The organism is Stenotrophomonas sp. YJH_SMC_58, assembly GCF_059369635.1.
Genome location: NZ_JCAFSW010000011.1, coordinates 135087 through 154530 on the forward strand (window position 1 = coordinate 135087; position 19444 = coordinate 154530).

Below are 19444 nucleotides of genomic sequence, written 5' to 3' on the forward strand. Positions count from 1 at the left end.
CGGCAGCGGGGGTCAGGCTGCTTTTATCAGACGCGCGTAGAAGAAACCGTCAGCATCGTTGTCACCAGGCAGTCGCTGGCGTGCCACGCCTTCGCAATCCACGCCGAACGCATCGCCCAGCGGCTGCGCCACCGCGTCCGGATGCCACTTCAGGAACGCACGCACCTGATCGATGTTCTCGGCGCGCAGGATCGAGCAGGTGGCGTACAGCAGCACGCCGCCGGGGCGCAGCATCGACCAGCAGGCTTCCAGCAGGCGCGCCTGCACGCCCACCAGTGCATCGACGTCCTCGGCGCGACGGTGGAACATCACATCCGGCTGGCGGCGGATCACGCCCGTGGCCGAACATGGCGCATCCAGCAGGATCGCGTCGAACGGCACGCCGTCCCACCACGAACCGGGATCGCTGGCATCGGCGACCAGGGTCTGCACATGCTCGCCCACACCGGTGCGGGTGTAAGTGTCACGTGCCCGGGCCAGACGGCGCGCGTCGATATCCAGCGCCAGCAGGCGCAGGCTCGGATCACGCTCCAGCAGATGCGCCGATTTGCCGCCGGGTGCCGCGCAGGCATCCAGCACGCGGGCACCGGTCGCGGGTGCCAACGCATCGGCCGCGCATTGCGCCGACAGGTCCTGCACCGACAGTGCACCATCGCCGAAGCCCGGCAGCTGGTTCACAGCAACGGGGGTCGCCAGGCGCAACGCATCGGCGCACAGTGCAGTGGCTTCAGCGGCAATGCCGGCCTCGGCCAGCGTCGCCAGGGCCTTGTCGCGACCGCCGTGCTGGCGGTTGGCACGCAGCCACAAGGGCGCGGGTTGCAGGCTGGCGCTGAAGATCGCTTCGGCCTGCGCCGGCCAGTCGCGTTCGATGGCATCAGCCAACCATTCCGGGAAGGCGTCGCGCGCAGGCTGCTCGGGGAACCCCTCGCGCTGGGCGCGGCGCAGGATCGCGTTGACCAGGCCTGCCTGGCGCTCACGGCCCAGCGCACGCGCCGCATCGACCGTAGCCGAAAGCGCTGCGTGCGCAGGCAGTTCGAGCACGTCCAGCTGGGCGAAACCGACCATCAGCAGCGTGCGCAGGTCGGCATCGCGCGCCGACAGCGGCTTCTGCATCCAGGCCTGCAAGGCCGCGTCATAGGTGCTGCGACGGCGCAGCACAGCGAAACACAGGGCTTCCAGCAGCGCGCGGTCGCGGCTGTCGGCCAGCTTCGGCAGCGCCCATGCCAGTTCGGCCTTCAGCGAACGGCCACGGGTGAACACCTGTGCCAGCACGCGTGCGGCCAGCATGCGCGTGGCCGCGCCCGGTGCCGCCTTGGCGACGGAGAAATCGTTCTGCTTGGACACCGCTTATGCCCCCACGCGCAGGTCGCGGCGAGCGTTGAGGTAATCGGCAGCGGTGATCGCCTTGCCGCCTTCACGCTGCAGCACGCGCAGGCGCAGCGCGCCCTGGCCACAGGCAATGTCGATGCCGTCGCGGCCGGCGGCCAGCACGGTGCCCGGCGCCTGGCCGTGGTCTGCCTCCAGTGCCACCGCGCCATGGATGCGCACGCGTTCGCCAGCCAGCGTTGCCTCGGCGATCGGCCACGGATTGAACGCGCGCACGGTACGCGCCAGCGCGTCGGCGTCCTGCGCCCAGTCCAGCCTGGCTTCGGCCTTCTCCAGCTTGTGCGCGTACGTCACGCCCTGTTCCGGCTGCGGTCGCGCGATCGGCTTGATGCCCGCGCGCAGCAGGCCCAGGCCATCGGACAACACCTGGGCACCAAGCTCGGCCAGCTTGTCGTGCAGCTGGCCACCGGTATCGATAGCGGCGATCGGAAGCTCCTGGTGCAGCAGCACCGGGCCGGTATCCAGGCCAGCCTCCATCTGCATCAGGCACACCCCGGTCTTCGCGTCACCAGCCTGGATCGCACGCTGGATCGGCGCAGCGCCGCGCCAGCGCGGCAGCAGCGAGGCATGCACGTTCCAGCAACCATGGGTCGGGATGGCCAGTACTGCCTTGGGCAGGATCAGGCCATAGGCCACCACCACCATCAGGTCCGGCTGCAGGTCGCGCAACTGCTGCTGGGCGGCCGCGTCCTTCAGCGACTCCGGCTGGTAGACCGGAATGCCACGGGCCACGGCTTCGAGCTTGACCGGCGAAGGCGCCAGGCCACGGCCTCGGCCGGCCGGGCGATCAGGCTGGGTATAGACGGCCACGACCTCATGGTGGCGCGCAGCCGCGCGCAGCGACGACACCGCGAATTCCGGCGTACCGGCAAAGACAATCCTCATGGCTACCCCACTTGCAGGATGGATTCGTGCAGGAAAGAAAACGGCGCCGTCGGCCGGCGCCGTAGAGCCCGCGCGAGCCGCGCAGGCACGGGCCACCCGAAGGGTGGCCCGGATTGGCGATCACGCCACGTGCTTGCGCTGCTTGGCCAGCTTCTTGCGCACCATCTCGCGCTTGAGCGGCGACAGATAGTCGATGAACAGCTTGCCGTCCAGGTGATCCATCTCGTGCTGGATGCAGGTGGCCAGCACGTCACCAGCCTCCATCTGCTGTTCCTGGCCGTTGCGATCCAGGTACTTCACGGTGATGGTGTCGGCACGGGTCACGTCGGCGAAGATGCCCGGAACCGACAGGCAGCCCTCCTGGTACACCCGGCCCCCGTCCTTGGCGACGATTTCCGGATTGATGAACACATGCGGTTCATTCTTTTCTTCGCTGACGTCGATGACCATGAAGCGCTTGTGCACGTCCACCTGGGTGGCGGCCAGGCCGATGCCCGGGGCGTCGTACATGGTCAGGAACATGTTGTCGATCAGTTCCTGGAAGGCCGGCGTGGTGACTTCGGCAGCTTCGATCAACGCGGCCTTGGTACGCAGGCGCGGATCGGGGAACTCGAGAATGGGGAGAAGGGCCATGGCTGTTTCCGGATAGGGGGCCGGCACGCCGGCATACGTCGCAGATTCTAGCTCCAACGCTTGCCTTGCGCCCCGGTTTCTGGACTATAGTGCGCGGACCTGTTGGGGAATCAGGGCTTCACACCTATGTTGCTTCGTTTTCGTACGGTCGTCGCCGCGGCGATGCTGACCGTGGCTGCCTATGCTACCGCCGTGGAAGTGAATGGCGGGCACCCGGACACCTATGTGGTCCGAAAAGGGGATACGTTGTGGGATATCGCCGCACGTTTCCTGCAGAAGCCGTGGCTGTGGCCGGAGATCTGGCAGGCCAATCCGCAGATCGCCAATCCGCACCTGATCTATCCCGGTGACGTCCTGAGCCTGGCCTACCTGGACCGGGTGACCGTGGCGGCCCGGCCCGGCCCGCGCCAGGAGGCCCCGATCGACGCCATTCCGCTGGCCCAGGTCGAGCCGTTCCTGAAGCAGCTGAGCGTAGTCGACAGCATCGAGCAGCTGCCCTACGTGGCCGGCCTGGAAGAGGAACGCCTGCGCGCCACCAGCGGCCACGCCGTCTATGTGCGCCTGGCCGACGCCCAGGTGGGCCAGCGCTGGGCGGTTGTCCGCCCGACCGTGCGCTACGCCCAGCCCAAGCCGACCGAGGACCTGACCGCCAACGGCGACGTCACCCCGGGCAGCGGCAACCTGTGGCGCGCCTACAGCGCACCCAACCACCGCCGCGGCGTGCTCGGCTATGAGCTGGCCCAGGTCGCCACCGGCACCATCACCCATGTCGCCGGAGGCAAGGTCGAGGCGTCCACCCTGGTACTGGACAAGAACGAAGGCGGCCGCGAGGTGCGTGCCGGCGACCGCCTGGTGCCGATCGAGGCCAGGCCGTACGACCTGCAGTTCGTGCCCCATGTCCCCGCCGCAGGCGTCGAGGGCGTCGACGTACGCGTGCTGGCCGTCACCGACATGTTCACCGCCGGCGGCCCCCGCGACGTGATCGCGATCTCGGCTGGTCGCACGCAGGGCGTGGACAATGGAACCGTGTTCTCGCTGTGGCGCCCGGGCCGCCATGTGGCGCACCGCATGAAGTACCCGAACTCGTCGCGCACGGACGATTCGCTCAGCACCGGCGCCGGCCGGGTCTCGCTGCCGGACGAGTACGCGGCGCATGCCATGGTGTTCCGCACCTTCGACAATGTCAGCTACGCGCTGGTGATGCAGGGCGTGAAGCCGGTGCGCGTGGGGTACAACGCGCTGCACCCGGACGCGCGGTAGTCGACTGACAGTCGACTGCTCTTCACCGCCCCGAAAGCGCCCGCGCTGCGCGCGGTAGTCGAGTGACAGTCGACTCTACAGGGGCGGTCTCCGGCAAAGTCTGACAGCCACATGCGAAGGCGCCCTAGGGCGCCTTTGTTGCATGCGCTCGATAGTGGGGAATGACCAAGCAAGCTGATGAGGCGCTGCTGCGCCTGGTGATGGCAGGCGGCGCGCTGGCGCCACGGCGGACCCTGCTGCAGGCCGCGGGCAGCGCGGAGACCGCGATCGCGCAGGGCGCCGCGAACTGGCGCGCGCACGGTTGCACGCCAGAGCAGTGCGCTGCACTGGAACACCCCGACGCCCGCGCCTGGACCGTGGCACGGCACTGGCTGGAAGACGACGACCACCATCTGCTGTCCTTCGCCGATGCGGCCTTTCCGCCGCCCCTGCTGGACGTCCCGAACCCGCCACTGGCGCTGTTCGTGGCGGGCGATCCGAGCCTGGCCTGGCGCCCCTCGGTGGCGCTGGTCGGCAGCCGCTCGCCAACCCCGGGAGGACGCGCGCTGGCCGCGCGCTTTGCCGGCTGCTTCGTCGAGGCCGGACTGGCCGTAACCAGTGGCCTGGCGGCCGGCATCGACGCGGCCGCCCACCTGGCCACACTGGAGGCAGGCGGCTGCACCGTGGCGGTGATCGGAACCGGCCCTGATCGGGCCTATCCGGACAGCCACCAACGGTTGCAGGGGCGGATCGCCGCCGAGGGCGCGGTGCTCAGCGAGTACCTGCCCGGCACACCGGCACGCCCGGGCCACTTCCCCGCGCGCAACCGCCTGGTGGCCGGGCTGGCGCTGGCGACGGTGGTGGTCGAGGCCGCGCAACGCTCCGGCGCCCTGATCACCGCACGGCTGGCTGCCGAGGCGGGCCGTGAAGTCTGTGCCCTGCCCGGCTCGGTACTCAACCCACGCGCAGCGGGCTGCCACCGGCTGATCCGTGAAGGGGCCGCACTGGTCGAGCGCCCCGAGGAAGTGCTGGAACTGCTGGCCCCTGCCCTTCGCCAGCAGCTGCCGGGCTTGCAATCACGGCTGGGCACCCCCACTGAACAGGCACCGCCGGCGCTCCTGCCGGCGCGCTGGGCCGACGACCCTGACTACCAGTGTTTGTGGCGGGCCCTGGACCACGACCCAAGCAGTATGGATTCACTGATCACACGCTGTGGATTGACGGCGCCCCAGGTGTCCTCCATGCTGCTGGCCATGGAACTGGCGGGAATCGTGGTGTGCGTACACGGCCGCTACTGTCGAACTCCCTAGTTTCTTCACCTCCACAGCGTCGCGCGACGCAGGCCGAGGGGCAATGAAAGAGAGCATCCTGGACGTACTGCTGTACCTGTTTGAACACTATTTCAGCGAAGACGCGGACCTGATCCGTGACCGCGATTCGCTCCAGAACGGCCTGATCCAGGCCGGTTTCAGCCCAACCGAGATCAACAAGGCGTTCGACTGGCTCGACGCCCTGGCCGCGCAGCGGCCGAGCGTGGCCCAGGCACGGGTCGACGGCCCCGTGCGCGTCTACCACGGCCCCGAGCTGGACAAGCTGGACGTGGAATGCCGCGGCTTCCTGCTGTACCTGGAACAGCACGGCATCCTCGACGCCGACCAGCGCGAACTGGTGCTGGACCGGGCGATGGCCCTGGACCAGGACGAACTGGACCTGGACGACCTGAAATGGGTCGTACTGATGGTGCTGTTCAACCAGCCTGGCTCCGAAGCGGCCTATGCCTGGATGGAGACGCAGATGTTCATGGACGAGCCAGAACCCCTGCACTGACCGTACACTTGGGGGCATAGCGCATTCAGGAGCGTCCCCGTGAGCGAGTGGTTCCATGCAGAAGGCAACCGGCAGCAAGGTCCGCTGCCGGCGGAACAATTGGTCGAGCTGTTCCGCAACAACCAGATCACCCTGGACACCCTGGTGTGGCGCGACGGACTGCCGCAATGGCAGCCGTTGCGCACCGTCGTGGACGAACTCGGCCTGATCGTGCCGGCGCTGGACGCCGCCGTACCGCCGGTCGAACCCGAACCGGAACCGGAACCCGTCGCACCGCCTCCGCCGCAGCCGCCGGTACTGCCGGCGTCCACGCCCTACGCCGCCAGTGCATCGGCCACCGTCCTGCCGGCACCGAAAAAGAAGCTGTCCGGCTGTGCGCTGACCGCCATCATCGGTGGTGCCCTGTTGCTGGTACTGGTCCCGATCGTGGCCATCCTGGCCGCCATCGCGCTGCCGGCCTACAACGACTACACCGTGCGCAGCAAAGTCGCCGGCGCCGTGGCCGCGCTGCAGCCGCTGAAGGACCAGGTGCAGCATTTCGCCGATGACGAAGGCCGCTGCCCGGGTGCCAATGACGCCGGCTTCTCGGCCCCGGGCGACTTCGCCAACGCGGGCCTGTCGGCGGTGAACATCGGCCGCTTCAACAACGGTCACTGCGGTATCGAAGCAACGCTGGCGGTACCAGGCAAGGGCATCGACGGCGACCTGCTGTGGCTGGAATACGATCGCGACAGCGGCCGCTGGGAATGCAGTGGCGAAAGCAACGACAAGTACCTGCCGCCGACGTGCCGCGGCTGAGCCACGCGCACGCCAGCACCTCCAAGGATGATTCAACAGGGAACATGCAATGACTGAGTGGTACTACGCCGAAGGACAGCAACGCCAGGGCCCGCTGCCGGTCCAGGAGATCCGCCAGCGCTTCCAGCGCGGCCAGTTGAACCTGGACACCCTGGTCTGGCGCGAGGGCATGGCCCAGTGGGCTGCACTGCGCCAGGTGGTCGACGAGCTCGGCCTGCAGACGCTGGCCGATGCCAGTACGGCCACCAGCAGCGGCGGGTTCGACCTGCGCAGCGACTATGCCGCCATCGACAGCGGCACCGCACCGCTGCCCGGCACCGGCGCGCTCAGCAGCTCGCCATACAGCGCTCCAGCCGCCGTCGGCAGCGGTGGCCACGCACAGCCTGTGGTTGGCGGTGAAGTGGTCTACGCAGGCTTCTGGAAGCGCGTGGCGGCCTACATGATCGACTACTTCGTGCTGGTCATCCCCGGCAGCATCATCGGGGCCATCCTCGGTGCGATCCTGGGCGCCAGCATGGGCGCGGTGGGCAGTGGCGAATCGGCCATCGAGATCGTGGCCCAGCTGGCCAGTGCCCTGATCAACCTCTGCATCGGCATGGCGTACTACACCTGGTTCCATGCCTCGAAGGGCGGCGCCACGCTGGGCAAGATGGCGGTCGGCATCAAGGTCGTTCGCGGCAACGGCGAGCGCCTGACCAAGGCCCGCGCGTTCGGTCGTTACTGGGCCATGCTGCTGAGCAGCTTCACCCTCGGCATCGGCTTCCTGATGGCGGCCTTCACCGAGCGCAAGCAGGGCCTGCACGACATGATCTGCGACACTCTGGTGGTCGACCGCTGGGCCTACACCGACCAGCCCCACCTGCAGCGCCGCGAGCTGGGCACCGTCACCGTGCTGGTACTGGTGTTGACCGCAGTACTGTCGCTGGTGGGCCTGGCGCTGCTGGTGTTCGCGGTCGGCTTCATCGCCAAGATGGCCTCCTGAACGGCCATCCTCACGGCTGGCTGCTTGACACGGGCTGGCCGGGCGTGATTCCTCTAATAAGGTGAAACCTGAACGCCCGGCACATTACCGGGCGTTCAGTTTATGGATTTGCGCGTGGCCGCTTCACTAATGCGGCCATTTGCTCCACCCTAGCGGCCCCTTCCCCACGGTTCGCCCCACAGACCCTGCTGCCATGCCCAAGCACCTGCTCATCGTCGAATCGCCGGCCAAGGCCAAGACGATCAACAAATACCTCGGCAAGGACTACACCGTCCTGGCCTCGTATGGGCATGTGCGTGACCTGATTCCGAAGGAAGGCGCGGTCGACCCGGACAACGGGTTCGCCATGCACTATGACGTGATCGACAAGAACGAGAAGCACGTCGATGCGATCGCCAAGGCCGCCAAGGGCGCCGACGACATCCTGCTGGCGACCGACCCGGATCGCGAGGGTGAAGCGATCAGCTGGCATATCGCCGAGATCCTGAAGGAACGCGGGCTGGTCAAGGACAAGCCGATGCAGCGCGTGGTGTTCACCGAGATCACCCCGCGCGCCATCAAGGAAGCCATCAGCCAGCCGCGCGCGATCGCCAGCGACCTGGTCGATGCCCAGCAGGCGCGCCGCGCGCTGGATTACCTGGTCGGGTTCAACCTGTCGCCGGTGCTGTGGCGCAAGGTCCAGCGCGGCCTGTCCGCCGGCCGCGTGCAGAGCCCGGCGCTGCGCATGATCGTCGAGCGCGAGGAAGAGATCGAAGCCTTCATCGCCCGCGAGTACTGGTCGATCGCCGCCGAGTGCGCGCACCCGTCGCAGCACTTCAACGCCAAGCTGATCAAGCTGGACGGGCAGAAGTTCGAGCAGTTCACCATCACCGATGGCGACACCGCTGAAGCGGCGCGGATGCGCATCCAGCAGGCCGCGCAGGGCTCGCTGCACGTCACCGACGTGGCCAGCAAGGAGCGCAAGCGCCGCCCGGCGCCGCCGTTCACCACCTCCACCCTGCAGCAGGAAGCCTCGCGCAAGCTCGGCTTCACCACCCGCAAGACCATGCAGGTGGCGCAGAAGCTGTATGAAGGCGTGGCGATTGGTGACGAAGGCACCGTCGGCCTGATCTCGTACATGCGTACCGACTCGGTGAACCTGTCGCAGGATGCGCTGGCCGAGATCCGCGACGTGATCGCCCGTGACTACGGCATCGCCTCGCTGCCCGACCAGCCCAACACCTACCAGACCAAGTCGAAGAACGCCCAGGAAGCGCACGAAGCGGTACGCCCGACCTCGGCCCTGCGCACCCCGGCCCAGGTCGCACGCTTCCTCACCGACGACGAGCGCCGCCTGTACGAGCTGATCTGGAAGCGTGCAGTGGCCTGCCAGATGATTCCGGCCACGCTCAACACGGTCAGCGTCGACCTGTCGGCCGGCAGCGAACACGTGTTCCGTGCCAGCGGCACCACCGTGGTCGTGCCCGGCTTCCTGGCCGTGTACGAGGAAGGCAAGGACAACAAGAGTGCCGAGGACGAGGACGAAGGCCGCAAGCTGCCGGCGATGAAGCCCGGCGACCGCGTGCCGCTGGAACGCATCCAGGCCGAACAGCATTTCACCCAGCCGCCGCCGCGCTACACCGAAGCGGCGCTGGTGAAGGCGCTGGAAGAGTACGGCATCGGCCGTCCCTCGACCTACGCCTCGATCATCCAGACCCTGTTGTTCCGCAAGTACGTGGAAATGGAAGGGCGCAGCTTCCGCCCGTCCGATGTGGGCCGCGCGGTGTCCAAGTTCCTGTCCAGCCACTTCACCCAGTACGTGGATTACGACTTCACCGCCAAGCTTGAAGACGAGCTCGATGCCGTCTCGCGTGGCGAAGAAGACTGGATCCCGCTGATGTCGCGCTTCTGGGAACCGTTCAAGGAACTGGTCGAAGACAAGAAGGAATCGGTCGACCGCGCGGAGGCCAGTGGCGCGCGCGAGCTCGGCACCGACCCCAAGACCGGCAAGCCGGTCAGCGTGCGGTTGGGCCGTTTCGGGCCTTATGCCGCCATCGGCAGCACCGCCGAAGATGCCGAGGAGAAGCCGAAGTTCGCTTCGCTGCGCCCTGGCCAGTCGATGCACACCATTTCCCTGGAAGACGCGCTGGAGCTGTTCCTGATGCCGCGCGCACTGGGCGAGGACAACGGCGAGCCGGTCAGCGTCGGCATCGGCCGCTTCGGCCCGTTCGCCAAGCGCGGCAGCACCTATGCCTCGCTGAAGAAGGAGGACGACCCGTACACCATCGACCTGGCGCGCGCCGTGTTCCTGATCGAAGAGAAGGAAGAGATCGCGCGCAACCGGATCATCAAGGAGTTCGAGGGCAGCGACATCCAGGTGTTGAACGGCCGCTTCGGCCCGTACATCAGCGACGGCAGGATGAACGGCAAGATCCCCAAGGATCGCGAACCGGCGTCGCTGACCCTGGCTGAAGTGCAGCAGTTGATGGAAGAAACCGGCAAGCCGGTGCGCAAGGGCTTCGGTGCCAAGAAGGCCGCCGCGAAGAAAGCCCCGGCCAAGAAGGCGGCAGTGAAGAAGGAAGCGGCGCCGAAGAAGGCCGCTGCAAAGAAAGCGCCTGCCAAGAAGGCCGCGGCCAAGAAAGCAGTGAAGAAGGCCACCGCGAAGAAGGCTCCGGCGAAGAAGGCCGCCGCAAAGAAGTAGATCCACGCCATGCGTGGATGAGGGGTAGTGCCGGCCGCTGGCCGGCAGCCCCAGAAGCATCAGATGCCGGCCAGCGGCCGGCACTACCGGGTGCCAGGGTCCACCCCTTCTGCACGCAGCAGGGGGATAATGAAGGCCCACGCCGGGCCGGTCGCCGCCATGAAAGAACTCACCCTGGACTCTGCTGTCGCCACGCTCCGCGCGGGCGGCGTGATCGCCTACCCGACCGAAGCGGTCTGGGGCCTGGGCTGTGACCCTTCGCACGAGGCGGCGGTGCACATGGTGCTGCGACTGAAACAGCGCCCGATCGAAAAAGGCATGATTCTGGTCGCGGCCGATCTGGCGCAGCTGGAAGGCTGGGTGCGCCTGCAGGCCCTGCCGGACGCACGCCAGCGCGCGGTGCTGGCCAGCTGGCCCGGCGCCAACACCTGGATCCTGCCGGCCGGACCCCGTGCCCAGCCGTGGGTCACCGGGGAGCACAGCGGCATCGCCGTGCGCATCAGCGCCCACCCGCTGGTGGCCGAACTCTGCCGTGCCTGGGGAGGCCCGCTGGTCTCCACCAGCGCCAACCTGGCCGGCGAACCACCGGCGCGCCGCCGCGAAGAACTGGATCCACGCCTGCTGCGCCTGCTTGATGGCATCCTGGATGGCGAAACCGGCGGCCTGGCCCAGCCCACCCCGATCCGCGACGCGCTCAGCGGCAACGTGCTGCGCTCCTGAGCGGCCGATTGCGCTGCCCCGGACAATCGCGCACCCTGCCGTCATGAACCTGCTGCGCACCGCTTTGGGCCTGTGCCTGCTGCTGCCATCGACGGCACCGGCGGCCGAGGACGTGCGGGTCTACCGCTGCGTCGCCAGCAACGGCGGCGTGGCCCTGCAGGACAGGCCCTGCAACAGCGGCCGCCAGGAAGTCCGCGACCTGCAGCGCCCGCGCGATCCAGCGCCGCAGGTGGTGCGCAGCGATGCGGCCCCCGCACCGCCGGACGAATCTCCGGTGATGCGTGACCGCGAGGTCCGCCACGTCTACATCCAGCCGCCACAGCCGCTGTACGAATGCGTGCGCGACGATGGCCAGCGCTATACCAGCGACAGCAACGAGGGCAATCCGCGTTGGGTGCCGTTGTGGACCAGCGTCTGGCTGCCACACGGGCATCGGGGCCCATCGTACCCGGGGCCGCGCCCGGCCATCGGCACACCGATCGGTCCGCCCGTCGGCGAGGGTGCAGGTTACCGGCCGCCCGCCGTCGGCGTAGGCGTGCAGGTCCCGGCCGGCAGCGTGCTGGTGCGCGACAGCTGCCACGCGCTGCCGCCACAGGAGGTCTGTGCGCGCCTGCGCGACCGCCGCTGGGAACTGGACCGTCGCTACAACAGCGCTTTGCAGAGCGAGCGCACCGCCATCAGCAACGAACAGCGTGGCATCGACGCGCGCCTGTCACGCGACTGCCAGCGTTGAGCGCAGCCTGTACGCTGTGAGCATGAACAGACTGATCTGGTTGCTTCTGGCGCTGCTGCCCGGAAGCGCGTTGGCCGAAGAGGGCGTGATCTACCGCTGTACCTCCAGCAGTAGTGACGTCCCTACCCTGCAGCGCACGCCGTGCCCCACCGGCAGCAGGCAGCAGGTGCTGCGCGTGCCCGGCCCGGCCAACCCGCAGCCGGCTGCCGCTGCACCTGTGGCTGCGGAACCTGCACCCACCCCCGTCGAAACACCCGCGCCGGTGCCGGCCGGACCGGCCGTTGCCCCTGCGGCCCCAGCGAAACCACGACGCGCGGACGAAGGACGCACCATCATGGAAGCGGGAATGGTTGAACGCGAAGGTGCCAACCAGATTCTCGACAGTGCGACCCTGCGCCGTGATGCCGATGCCCGTGCCGAAGCAGGCAACGGTCCACCGAAGCCGCCGCTTCCCCCGATCTTCCAGTGCACCGACGGACAGGGCGGTGGTTATCTGCACGAGTACGAGGCATCACCTGGTCGCTGCGAACCGATGACGGTGCAGGGCCTGGGCGGGGTCACGCCGATGAACGCGGCCGGCTGCGAAGTCGTACGCGACCGCTGCGAGGAACTTCCCGAAGCACAGCGATGCGGCAGCTGGCAGCAGCGCTTCCGTGATGCCCGCGGCCGTGAACGCTTCGCCGCACCGGAAAACCGCGATACCGCGCGCGGTGAACGCGAGCGGCTGCAGGCGGTGTTGGAGGCCAGCAACTGCCCGGTACCGGGGTGACCGCCACCCGGTAGTGCCGGCCGCTGGCCGGCAACCACAGGATCTTCAGATGATTGCAGTTGCCGGCCAGCGGCCGGCACTACCCGCTGAAAGATCAGAACCCGTAACGCAGGAAGCCGCCATCCACCGCGATGCACTCACCGGTGACATAGCTGGCTGCCGGCAGGCAGAGGAAGCCCACCGCGGCGGCCACTTCCTCCGGCTCGCCGATACGACGCATCGGCGTGCGGTTGATCACTTCCTCGTAGTAATCCGGGTCCGACAACGGACCGGAGGTCCGCCGCGTGCGGATGTACCACGGCGCCACTGCATTGACCCGGATGCCATCCTCGGCCCACTCGACGGCCAGGTTGCGGGTCATCTGGTGCATCGCGGCCTTGCTCATGCCGTAGACCACGCCGCTGCGCACATGGGTCAGGCCGGACACGCTGCCGACGTTGACGATCGACGACGATGCGTGGCGAGCCAGCAGCGGATGCGCGTAGCGCGACAGCTCGAACGCCGAGAACAGGTTGGTCTCGAAGATCTTCCGCCATTCGTCCTCTGAATACTCCGTGGCCGCCTTGGTGACGTTGCCGCCAGCGTTGTTGACCAGGATGTGCAGGCCATCACTGTGGTCTTCTACCCAGTCCAGGATCTGCCGGCGGTCCTCGTCGTCGGAGACATCGGCGGCCAGCGCGTGCACCTGCATCTGCGGATACACATCCAGCAGCTCGTCGCGCGCGGTCTCCAGCATGTCGATATCGCGCCCGACGATCATCAGGTCCGCGCCGAAGCCGGCCAGTTCGTGTGCGATGGCCAGGCCGATACCGGCGCTGGCACCGGTGATCAGGGCGGTCTGCCCGTCCAGGCGCCACCGTTGCTGGGTCATGTGTCCTCCGGGGCCGCGCCCGCTGCATTTCGATGCGGCAAGGATACGCGCTCACGGCGGCCCTCTGCCGAGGATGCGACACTGCACGTACGCCCACTGCGGAGAGCCGCCATGCGCATCCCGACCCTGTTCTCGTCCCTGCTGGCCGGCGTGCTGCTGGTGGCCTGCCAGCGGCCGCCGACGCCGAACCCGGAGAAGCCACCGGTGCCCAAAGCGATGTCGCGTGCGATGCAGGAACCGCTGGACCGCGCCAAGGGCGCGCAGAAAGCAGTGGAAGAAGCCGCCGCACGCGAACGCAAGGCCGAGGCCGACGCGACGCAGTGACCTGTGGGGTCAGAGCCCTTTGCGGGGCAAAGGGATCCGACCCCCACCAACGAAAACGCCCGGCCAGGGCCGGGCGTTTTCATTCGTCACCGCTGCCGATCAGAACCCGCAGAAGCAGTAGGCCAGCGCCTTCACCGGCGTACCGTTGCCCTTCTCGCGCGCCGCGTTCTCGACAAAGCGCAGCTGCGTATCCACTTCCGGCATCGTGCGCGCCAGCACCATCCGCGCCATGCCCGAGTCGGACAGCATCCAGGCGCCGGCACGGCTGCCGGCGAAACCGCTGACAAACTGCGCGAACGGCGTTGCCGCCTTCTCGATGTAGCGCACGCGATAGGCATCGGCCTTGCCCAGCTTGGCGCGGCTGGCGGCATCGGCCACGGCATCCTTCAGGCCACCGAAGGCATCGACCAGGCCACGTTCCTTGGCCTGCGCACCGCTCCACACGCGGCCACGCGCCACTTCGTCGACGGCCTCGACCGGCTTCTTGCGGGCGTCGGCGACGCGACCGGTGAAGTCGGCGTAACCCTTGTTGATCACCGACTGGATGACCTGGCCCACGGCCGGATCCATCGGGCGGGTGACATCGAACGCACCCGCGAAACGGGTGGTGCCGACACCATCGGTGTGCACGCCGATCTTGTCCAGCGCGCGGCTGAAGTTCGGCACCATGCCGAAGATGCCGATCGAACCGGTGATGGTCGACGGATCGGCATAGATGCGATCGGCATTCATGCTGATCCAGTAGCCACCGGAGGCGGCCAGGTCGCCCATCGACACCACCACCGGCTTGCCGGCGGCCTGCAGGGCCACCACTTCGCGGCGGATCTGCTCGGAGGCGAACACTTCACCACCCGGCGAATCCACGCGCAGCACCACCGCCTTCACGTTCTCGTCGTCACGCGCGGCACGCAGCAGCGCCGAGGTCGATTCGCCACCGATGCGGCCGGCCGGGAGATCGCCGCCGCTGATTTCGCCGGCGGCCACAACCACCGCTACCTGCGGACGGTTGTCCACCGGGTTGCGGCGCGCATCGAGCTGGCCCAGGTAGGTGCCGAAGTCGACGTTGCGGAAACCACCGTCGGCATCGTCATCGGCCACGCCGCGCTCGATCATCAGATCCTCGAACTCCTCGCGGGTCTTCAGCGCGGTCACCAGCTTCTGCTGCAGGGCGAACTTGGCCAGGTCGCCACCGGCGGCGGCGATGCCTTCCGGCAGCGTGTCGATGCCGGCGGCCAGCTGTGCCGGGTCCAGGCGACGCGCCTTGGCGATGTCCGCCAGATAGCGCTGCCACACGTCGTTCATCCAGAACAGGTCGGCTTCCTTGGAGGCCGGCGAGGCCGCATCGAGCACGTACGGCTCGGCCGCGGACTTGTACTCGCCCACCTTGAACAGGTGCACGTCCACGCCCAGCTTGTCCTGCAGGCCGGTGCGGAAGTACTGGCGGTAGCGGCCCAGGCCCTCGAGCACCACCGACCCCATCGGATCCAGGTAGACCTCGTCGGCCTGTGCGGCCAGCAGGTACTGCGACTGGCCCATGCTCTCGCTGTAGGCCACCAGCTGCTTGCCGGAGGCACGCAGGTCCTGCAGCGCGGTGGCCACTTCACGCAGCGAAGCGAAGCCGGACGGCTGCAGCTTGTCCAGCTCCAGCACCACGCGCTCGATCTTCTTGTCTTCCTTGGCCGACTCGATCACCCGCAGCAGGTCGCGCAGCTGGATCTCTTCGGCGCCGTTGTCGCCCACCGCCTTGGCCAGTGCGCGGCTGACCGGGTCGGCGCTGAACTGCTCGACCAGGCGACCTTCCGGGGCGATCACCAGGGTGGTGCGATCCTGCAGTGACTTGCTGGCACCGGCACCCATGCCCGCCGCGATGACGAACATCACCAGCAGCAGGAACAGCAGGCCGAAGAACAGCAGGTTGAGGATCAACCGGCGGGTGAAGTTCATGACGTCCCACAGCCCGATGAAGAAACTGGCGACGGGGTTGCGACGCGCCGGGGGCAGCGGGGGCACGGGTTGATTCATGGAACGCTCCGGATGGCTTCTTGCCGTGGTACCAGCATAGCCGGTGCCGCGTGATGCAGCATCGGACACAAGTCAGGGGATCGCCCGCCATGGGTCGGCATGGCGGGCGCAAAGGTCAGGACAACATCGACTGGCCGATGCGCAGGCTGCTGCGGCGCAGGCGCCAGCCCATCAGGATGGCTGCGGCGGTCAGGCCAACGATCAGGCCGATCCACATGCCCTGCGGGCCCATGCCCAGGCCCAGGCCGAGCCCGGCGCCGAGCGGCATGCCCAGGCCCCAGTACGCGAACATGGCGATGAACATCGGCACGCGGGTGTCTTTCAGGCCGCGCAGCGCGCCGGCCGACAGTACCTGGATGCCATCCGGGAACTGGAAGGTGGCCGCGTACAGCAGCAGCGTCGAGGCCAGGCCGGCCACCGCCAGGTCGTTGGTGTAGACACCGACGATGGCATCGTGGCCGAACAGCAGCACCGCCGCCGACAGCGTCTGCGTGCCCATGATGATCGCGTAGCCGGCCCAGGCCGCACGCCGTACGCCGAAGCCATCGCCACGGCCAACCGCATGGCCGACGCGCACGGTGGTGGCCTCGGCCACGCCCATCGGGATCATGAAGCACAGCTGCGCCACGTTGATCGCGATCTGGTGCGCGGCCGCTTCATTCGCACCCAGACGGCCGATCAGCAGCGCGGTGACGATGAACAGGCCGCCTTCCATCAGCACGGTAATGCCGATCGGCAGGCCGGTGCGCAGCAGGTCCCAGATCGCCTTCCAGCGCGGTCCTTCGAAGTGCGAGAACAGCTGCAGGTGGGCGAAGCGCTTGGTGCGCCACAGGTAGAGGGCAAACGCCGTGGCCTGCAGCCACATCATCACCGCCGAAGCGATGCCCAGGCCTTCCGCACCCAGTTCCGGGAAACCGAGCTTGCCGTTGGCCAGCACGTAGCCCATCGGCGCCAGCACCAGCAGGCCGCCGAAGCCGAGCAGCATGGTCGGCAACGTCCAGTGCATGCCTTCGCTCAGGTAACGCATGCAGAAGTACAGGGTCAGTGCGGGCCCGCCCCAGCGCACCGCGTGCAGGAACGCGGTCGCCCCCGGCACGATGTCCGGCGCGATCCCGAACGCTGGCAGCAGCGGCGGCACCACCGTGAGGAAGGTGAACATGATCAGGCCCAGGCCCAGCGCCAGCCACAACGCCTGGCGGAACAGCGGGCCGATTTCGCGCTCGCGGCCGGCGCCGTGCAGCTGCGATACCGAGGCGGTGAGCGAGATCAGGGTGCCGATCGGGATCAGCATCGGCAGCCACAACAGCGCCGTGCCGATGGTCACCGCGGCCAGGGTCGCGGTGGCGTGGTGGCCGGCAATGACGTTGTCGACGAAGGAGATCAGACCGGTGGACACATGCCCGAGCACAAGCGGCAGGGCGAGCAGACCGGTGGCGCCGACTTCCTTGCTGAAGCGCGGCGTGGAGGTTGCAGTAGACATAAGGTGCTTGACGCGAACTACGGTTGCGCGCGAAGGGCACAGGCACCGGGTTGCGGCCGGTCATCTTACGCGCGCAGCGCGCGCATTCCCATGACATGGCGTGAATGCTGGGTTCCGGCAGGCCGCGGCATCACGCGTTGCGATCGCGTTACGAACAGAAAAAGGGGACGGAGGGGATTAAGTCGTTTCAAGCCCGACTGTGCCGAACACGACTTAATCCCCTCCGTCCCCTTTGTTTACTGGCCGGCCTGGCGCTTGAGCCAGGCGTCGCGCTCGGCGGCCGGCACGGCGAGGAACGCGCCTCGCACCGTGTCACGCTCCTGCGGTGGCGTGCGCTGCGCGACCAGGGTCAGTTGGGCCAGCTGCGCTGGGCTGAGCTGGCGCAGCACGGCCAGCGCGGCCTCGCGCTGTTCCGGTGGCACGAAGCCGAACAGGCCGTGCAGCTTGGGGAACTCCAGTCCCAGCTGCGGGCCCAGCCGCCAGCCCTCGCGGAAGGCCTGGTCCTGCGCCTGGAACTGCTCGCGCAGGCGCTGCTGCTGGTCCGCCGGCAGCGCATTGAACCGCGCCGCAGCCTGCCGGATGCGCTCCCGCTCGCTCTCCGGCAGGGCGCGCCAGGCCGCGTAGTCGGCACGGCGCTGACGCTGCTGCTGGGCGTCGAGCTGGGTGAACGCAGCGGGCGTCGTGTTTGTGGTGGCCGGAGCGGGAGCCGCCGGTGAACTGCCCGGCACTGGCGGCGGCAGCGGCACGCTCAAGGTCTGCGGCGCGGCGGACAGCGACAACGGCAGGGCCAGCAGCAGGCTGGCGAACAGGGTCTTATTCATCGGCGGCAGCGGTTTCCAGCGTGGCGCTGGCCGGCTCGGGCCGGCTCGGCCTGGATTGCGATTCGTCCACCGGCAACGGGCCGCCGGCGGCGGTCCAGGCATACAGATCGGCATCGGCCACCAGCGGATAGTCGCGGTCGGCCAGCATCATGGCGTCGTCGGAGGCTTGGGCCGGGGTCGCATCCGGCGTGGCATTGACCTTGCTCGGCGGAAGCGCTTCCACCGTGACCGGGCCAGCTTCGCCCACTACCCCTTCCGGCAGTGGAGCGTCGCTACCGGATGAATGTCCTTGCCAGTAGCGCCAGCCCACTGCCGCGGCCAACAGCACCGCCACCGTCACCAGCAGGATCACCGGGCCGCGCCAGCGCGGCCTGGCATTGGGACGCCGCCGCTTGCCCTGGGCGGCCGCACGATCATCGCGCTGCGGTGCGCGCCAGCTGGTCGGGGGAGCTTCATTGCTGGCGGCCGGCGCAGCCGGCTGCTGCAGCTGCTGCAGGCGCTTGGCCGGCAGGTCGCGGATGCGCAGCTGCACCTGTTCGGCCAGCTGGCGCCATGCCGACGCATCGGGCTGGCCGAGCGCATCACGGGGGCAGGCATCGGCCAGCAGGTGCTGGTAGCCCGCTTCGTCCTGGTCGAGCACGCGCATGGCGATACCCTCGTCCAGACTGCCGCCCACCCGCAGCAGGAGCGCCAAGCGCGGCAGCGGCCCCATTTCGCCCAGCGCGGCCAACGGCGGCAGCCACTGGCCGCCCACCGGCTCGCGCAGCGCCTGGCGCTGGCCCAGCAGGGTCCAGAAGCGGGTCGGCCACTGCGCCATCGGCAGGTCGCTGGCGACCGCGGCGAAGGCACGCATCACCGCCACCAGGGTCTGCTCGGCTCGCGCGGCATCGCCGCACTGCAGCTCAGCCACCACCAGGGCGCGGCGCTCGACGCCGCGCAGGAACGCCGACAGCGCGCCGGCCGCGGTCGAGGAAACAGGGGCGGGCACAGCCGTCATCGGTCACTCCAAAGGTCTGCCGGCATGATAGCGGCAGCCCATCGGCACCCGTAGGACTTGCGCGCGCAGGCACTTCGTGCTGCAGGTTGTGCACAGCACCACGCCCGCCTCGGGGAAAACTGCGGCATCCAGCTGAATTCACTCTGTTTCAGCAATGTTTCACACTCAAGTTGTTGATTTTGAATGACTTTTAAGTGTGGCGATTTTTTGACCAACCCAAGCGTGAGCTCGTCGCCATCGGCCTCCTGCGTTCCCGTCGACCGGTAACGCACAACGT

18 protein-coding genes are annotated in these 19444 nt (G+C 68.2%); 10 read left to right on the forward strand and 8 right to left on the reverse strand.

The window, feature by feature from the left end:
- Window positions 1-12: 12 nt before the first annotated feature.
- The 3 genes from rsmB to def form a co-directional block, all read right to left on the reverse strand.
- On the reverse strand, window positions 13-1344 hold the full coding sequence (gene rsmB / locus AC5P68_RS15145) for a 16S rRNA (cytosine(967)-C(5))-methyltransferase RsmB (RefSeq protein WP_049430216.1): 1332 nt from the start codon (window positions 1342-1344) through the stop codon (window positions 13-15).
- A gap of 3 nt (window positions 1345-1347) precedes the next feature.
- Window positions 1348-2271 (reverse strand): methionyl-tRNA formyltransferase, encoded by a 924-nt coding sequence (gene fmt, locus AC5P68_RS15150; protein ID WP_231522793.1) that lies wholly within the window; start codon window positions 2269-2271, stop codon window positions 1348-1350.
- 120 nt (window positions 2272-2391) lie between these two features.
- The gene (def, locus tag AC5P68_RS15155; protein WP_005411192.1) at window positions 2392-2904 is read right to left on the reverse strand and encodes a peptide deformylase; all 513 of its coding nucleotides are present in this window, start codon (window positions 2902-2904) and stop codon (window positions 2392-2394) included.
- 126 nt (window positions 2905-3030) lie between these two features.
- Between def and AC5P68_RS15160 the strand changes: the two genes are divergently transcribed.
- From AC5P68_RS15160 to AC5P68_RS15200, 9 genes are all read left to right on the forward strand, one after another.
- Complete coding sequence (locus AC5P68_RS15160) at window positions 3031-4164, forward strand: LysM peptidoglycan-binding domain-containing protein (RefSeq protein ID WP_005414604.1); 1134 nt, start codon at window positions 3031-3033, stop codon at window positions 4162-4164.
- 161 nt (window positions 4165-4325) lie between these two features.
- Window positions 4326-5453: a DNA-processing protein DprA gene (gene dprA, locus AC5P68_RS15165; protein WP_231522792.1), complete on the forward strand. Its 1128-nt coding sequence runs from the start codon at window positions 4326-4328 to the stop codon at window positions 5451-5453.
- 43 nt (window positions 5454-5496) lie between these two features.
- Window positions 5497-5970 carry a DUF494 family protein gene (locus AC5P68_RS15170; RefSeq protein WP_005411195.1) on the forward strand — a complete coding sequence of 158 codons (474 nt, stop codon included), beginning with the start codon at window positions 5497-5499 and terminating at the stop codon, window positions 5968-5970.
- Window positions 5971-6009: 39 nt separating this feature from the next.
- A complete protein-coding gene (locus AC5P68_RS15175; RefSeq protein WP_231522791.1) occupies window positions 6010-6768 on the forward strand; it encodes a pilin in 759 nt (252 codons plus the stop codon).
- Between the two features lie 49 nt (window positions 6769-6817).
- Complete coding sequence (locus AC5P68_RS15180) at window positions 6818-7750, forward strand: RDD family protein (RefSeq protein ID WP_005411197.1); 933 nt, start codon at window positions 6818-6820, stop codon at window positions 7748-7750.
- Window positions 7751-7943: 193 nt separating this feature from the next.
- Window positions 7944-10430, forward strand: coding sequence for a DNA topoisomerase I (locus tag AC5P68_RS15185; protein ID WP_049430223.1), 2487 nt, complete (start codon window positions 7944-7946; stop codon window positions 10428-10430).
- 129 nt (window positions 10431-10559) lie between these two features.
- Window positions 10560-11150, forward strand: coding sequence for an L-threonylcarbamoyladenylate synthase type 1 TsaC (gene tsaC / locus AC5P68_RS15190; protein WP_005411199.1), 591 nt, complete (start codon window positions 10560-10562; stop codon window positions 11148-11150).
- A gap of 43 nt (window positions 11151-11193) precedes the next feature.
- Entirely contained in the window at window positions 11194-11883 is a 690-nt protein-coding gene (locus AC5P68_RS15195) for a DUF4124 domain-containing protein (RefSeq protein ID WP_495217106.1), read from the forward strand.
- Between the two features lie 22 nt (window positions 11884-11905).
- Window positions 11906-12652, forward strand: coding sequence for a hypothetical protein (locus AC5P68_RS15200; protein WP_111188449.1), 747 nt, complete (start codon window positions 11906-11908; stop codon window positions 12650-12652).
- 94 nt (window positions 12653-12746) lie between these two features.
- Here AC5P68_RS15200 and AC5P68_RS15205 read toward each other — a convergent pair whose 3' ends face one another.
- Window positions 12747-13523 (reverse strand): SDR family oxidoreductase, encoded by a 777-nt coding sequence (locus AC5P68_RS15205; protein ID WP_005411202.1) that lies wholly within the window; start codon window positions 13521-13523, stop codon window positions 12747-12749.
- A 111-nt stretch (window positions 13524-13634) separates the two neighbouring features.
- Between AC5P68_RS15205 and AC5P68_RS15210 the strand changes: the two genes are divergently transcribed.
- Window positions 13635-13847 (forward strand): hypothetical protein, encoded by a 213-nt coding sequence (locus tag AC5P68_RS15210; protein WP_033835254.1) that lies wholly within the window; start codon window positions 13635-13637, stop codon window positions 13845-13847.
- A gap of 99 nt (window positions 13848-13946) precedes the next feature.
- On the opposite strand, the gene sppA is transcribed toward AC5P68_RS15210, so the two are convergent.
- From sppA to AC5P68_RS15230, 4 genes are all read right to left on the reverse strand, one after another.
- On the reverse strand, window positions 13947-15869 hold the full coding sequence (gene sppA / locus AC5P68_RS15215) for a signal peptide peptidase SppA (protein ID WP_005411204.1): 1923 nt from the start codon (window positions 15867-15869) through the stop codon (window positions 13947-13949).
- A 115-nt stretch (window positions 15870-15984) separates the two neighbouring features.
- Window positions 15985-17349, reverse strand: a complete 1365-nt coding sequence (locus AC5P68_RS15220) for an MATE family efflux transporter (protein ID WP_005411205.1) — start codon at window positions 17347-17349, stop codon at window positions 15985-15987.
- Window positions 17350-17585: 236 nt separating this feature from the next.
- The gene (locus tag AC5P68_RS15225) at window positions 17586-18170 is read right to left on the reverse strand and encodes a DUF3106 domain-containing protein (protein ID WP_005414612.1); all 585 of its coding nucleotides are present in this window, start codon (window positions 18168-18170) and stop codon (window positions 17586-17588) included.
- Entirely contained in the window at window positions 18163-19167 is a 1005-nt protein-coding gene (locus AC5P68_RS15230) for a hypothetical protein (RefSeq protein ID WP_231522790.1), read from the reverse strand. Before AC5P68_RS15230 ends, AC5P68_RS15225 begins: the two co-directional genes overlap by 8 nt.
- Window positions 19168-19444: the final 277 nt, after the last annotated feature.

Coding starts and splice junctions, on each gene's coding strand:
- fmt (WP_231522793.1), bottom strand. CDS start 2,271: ATGAGGATTGTCTTTGCCGGTACGCCGGAATTCGCGGTGTCGTCGCTG.
- def (WP_005411192.1), bottom strand. CDS start 2,904: ATGGCCCTTCTCCCCATTCTCGAGTTCCCCGATCCGCGCCTGCGTACC.
- AC5P68_RS15160 (WP_005414604.1), top strand. CDS start 3,031: ATGTTGCTTCGTTTTCGTACGGTCGTCGCCGCGGCGATGCTGACCGTG.
- dprA (WP_231522792.1), top strand. CDS start 4,326: ATGACCAAGCAAGCTGATGAGGCGCTGCTGCGCCTGGTGATGGCAGGC.
- AC5P68_RS15170 (WP_005411195.1), top strand. CDS start 5,497: ATGAAAGAGAGCATCCTGGACGTACTGCTGTACCTGTTTGAACACTAT.
- AC5P68_RS15180 (WP_005411197.1), top strand. CDS start 6,818: ATGACTGAGTGGTACTACGCCGAAGGACAGCAACGCCAGGGCCCGCTG.
- AC5P68_RS15185 (WP_049430223.1), top strand. CDS start 7,944: ATGCCCAAGCACCTGCTCATCGTCGAATCGCCGGCCAAGGCCAAGACG.
- tsaC (WP_005411199.1), top strand. CDS start 10,560: ATGAAGGCCCACGCCGGGCCGGTCGCCGCCATGAAAGAACTCACCCTG.
- AC5P68_RS15195 (WP_495217106.1), top strand. CDS start 11,194: ATGAACCTGCTGCGCACCGCTTTGGGCCTGTGCCTGCTGCTGCCATCG.
- AC5P68_RS15200 (WP_111188449.1), top strand. CDS start 11,906: ATGAACAGACTGATCTGGTTGCTTCTGGCGCTGCTGCCCGGAAGCGCG.
- AC5P68_RS15205 (WP_005411202.1), bottom strand. CDS start 13,523: ATGACCCAGCAACGGTGGCGCCTGGACGGGCAGACCGCCCTGATCACC.
- AC5P68_RS15210 (WP_033835254.1), top strand. CDS start 13,635: ATGCGCATCCCGACCCTGTTCTCGTCCCTGCTGGCCGGCGTGCTGCTG.
- sppA (WP_005411204.1), bottom strand. CDS start 15,869: ATGAATCAACCCGTGCCCCCGCTGCCCCCGGCGCGTCGCAACCCCGTC.
- AC5P68_RS15220 (WP_005411205.1), bottom strand. CDS start 17,349: ATGTCTACTGCAACCTCCACGCCGCGCTTCAGCAAGGAAGTCGGCGCC.
- AC5P68_RS15225 (WP_005414612.1), bottom strand. CDS start 18,170: ATGAATAAGACCCTGTTCGCCAGCCTGCTGCTGGCCCTGCCGTTGTCG.
- AC5P68_RS15230 (WP_231522790.1), bottom strand. CDS start 19,167: ATGACGGCTGTGCCCGCCCCTGTTTCCTCGACCGCGGCCGGCGCGCTG.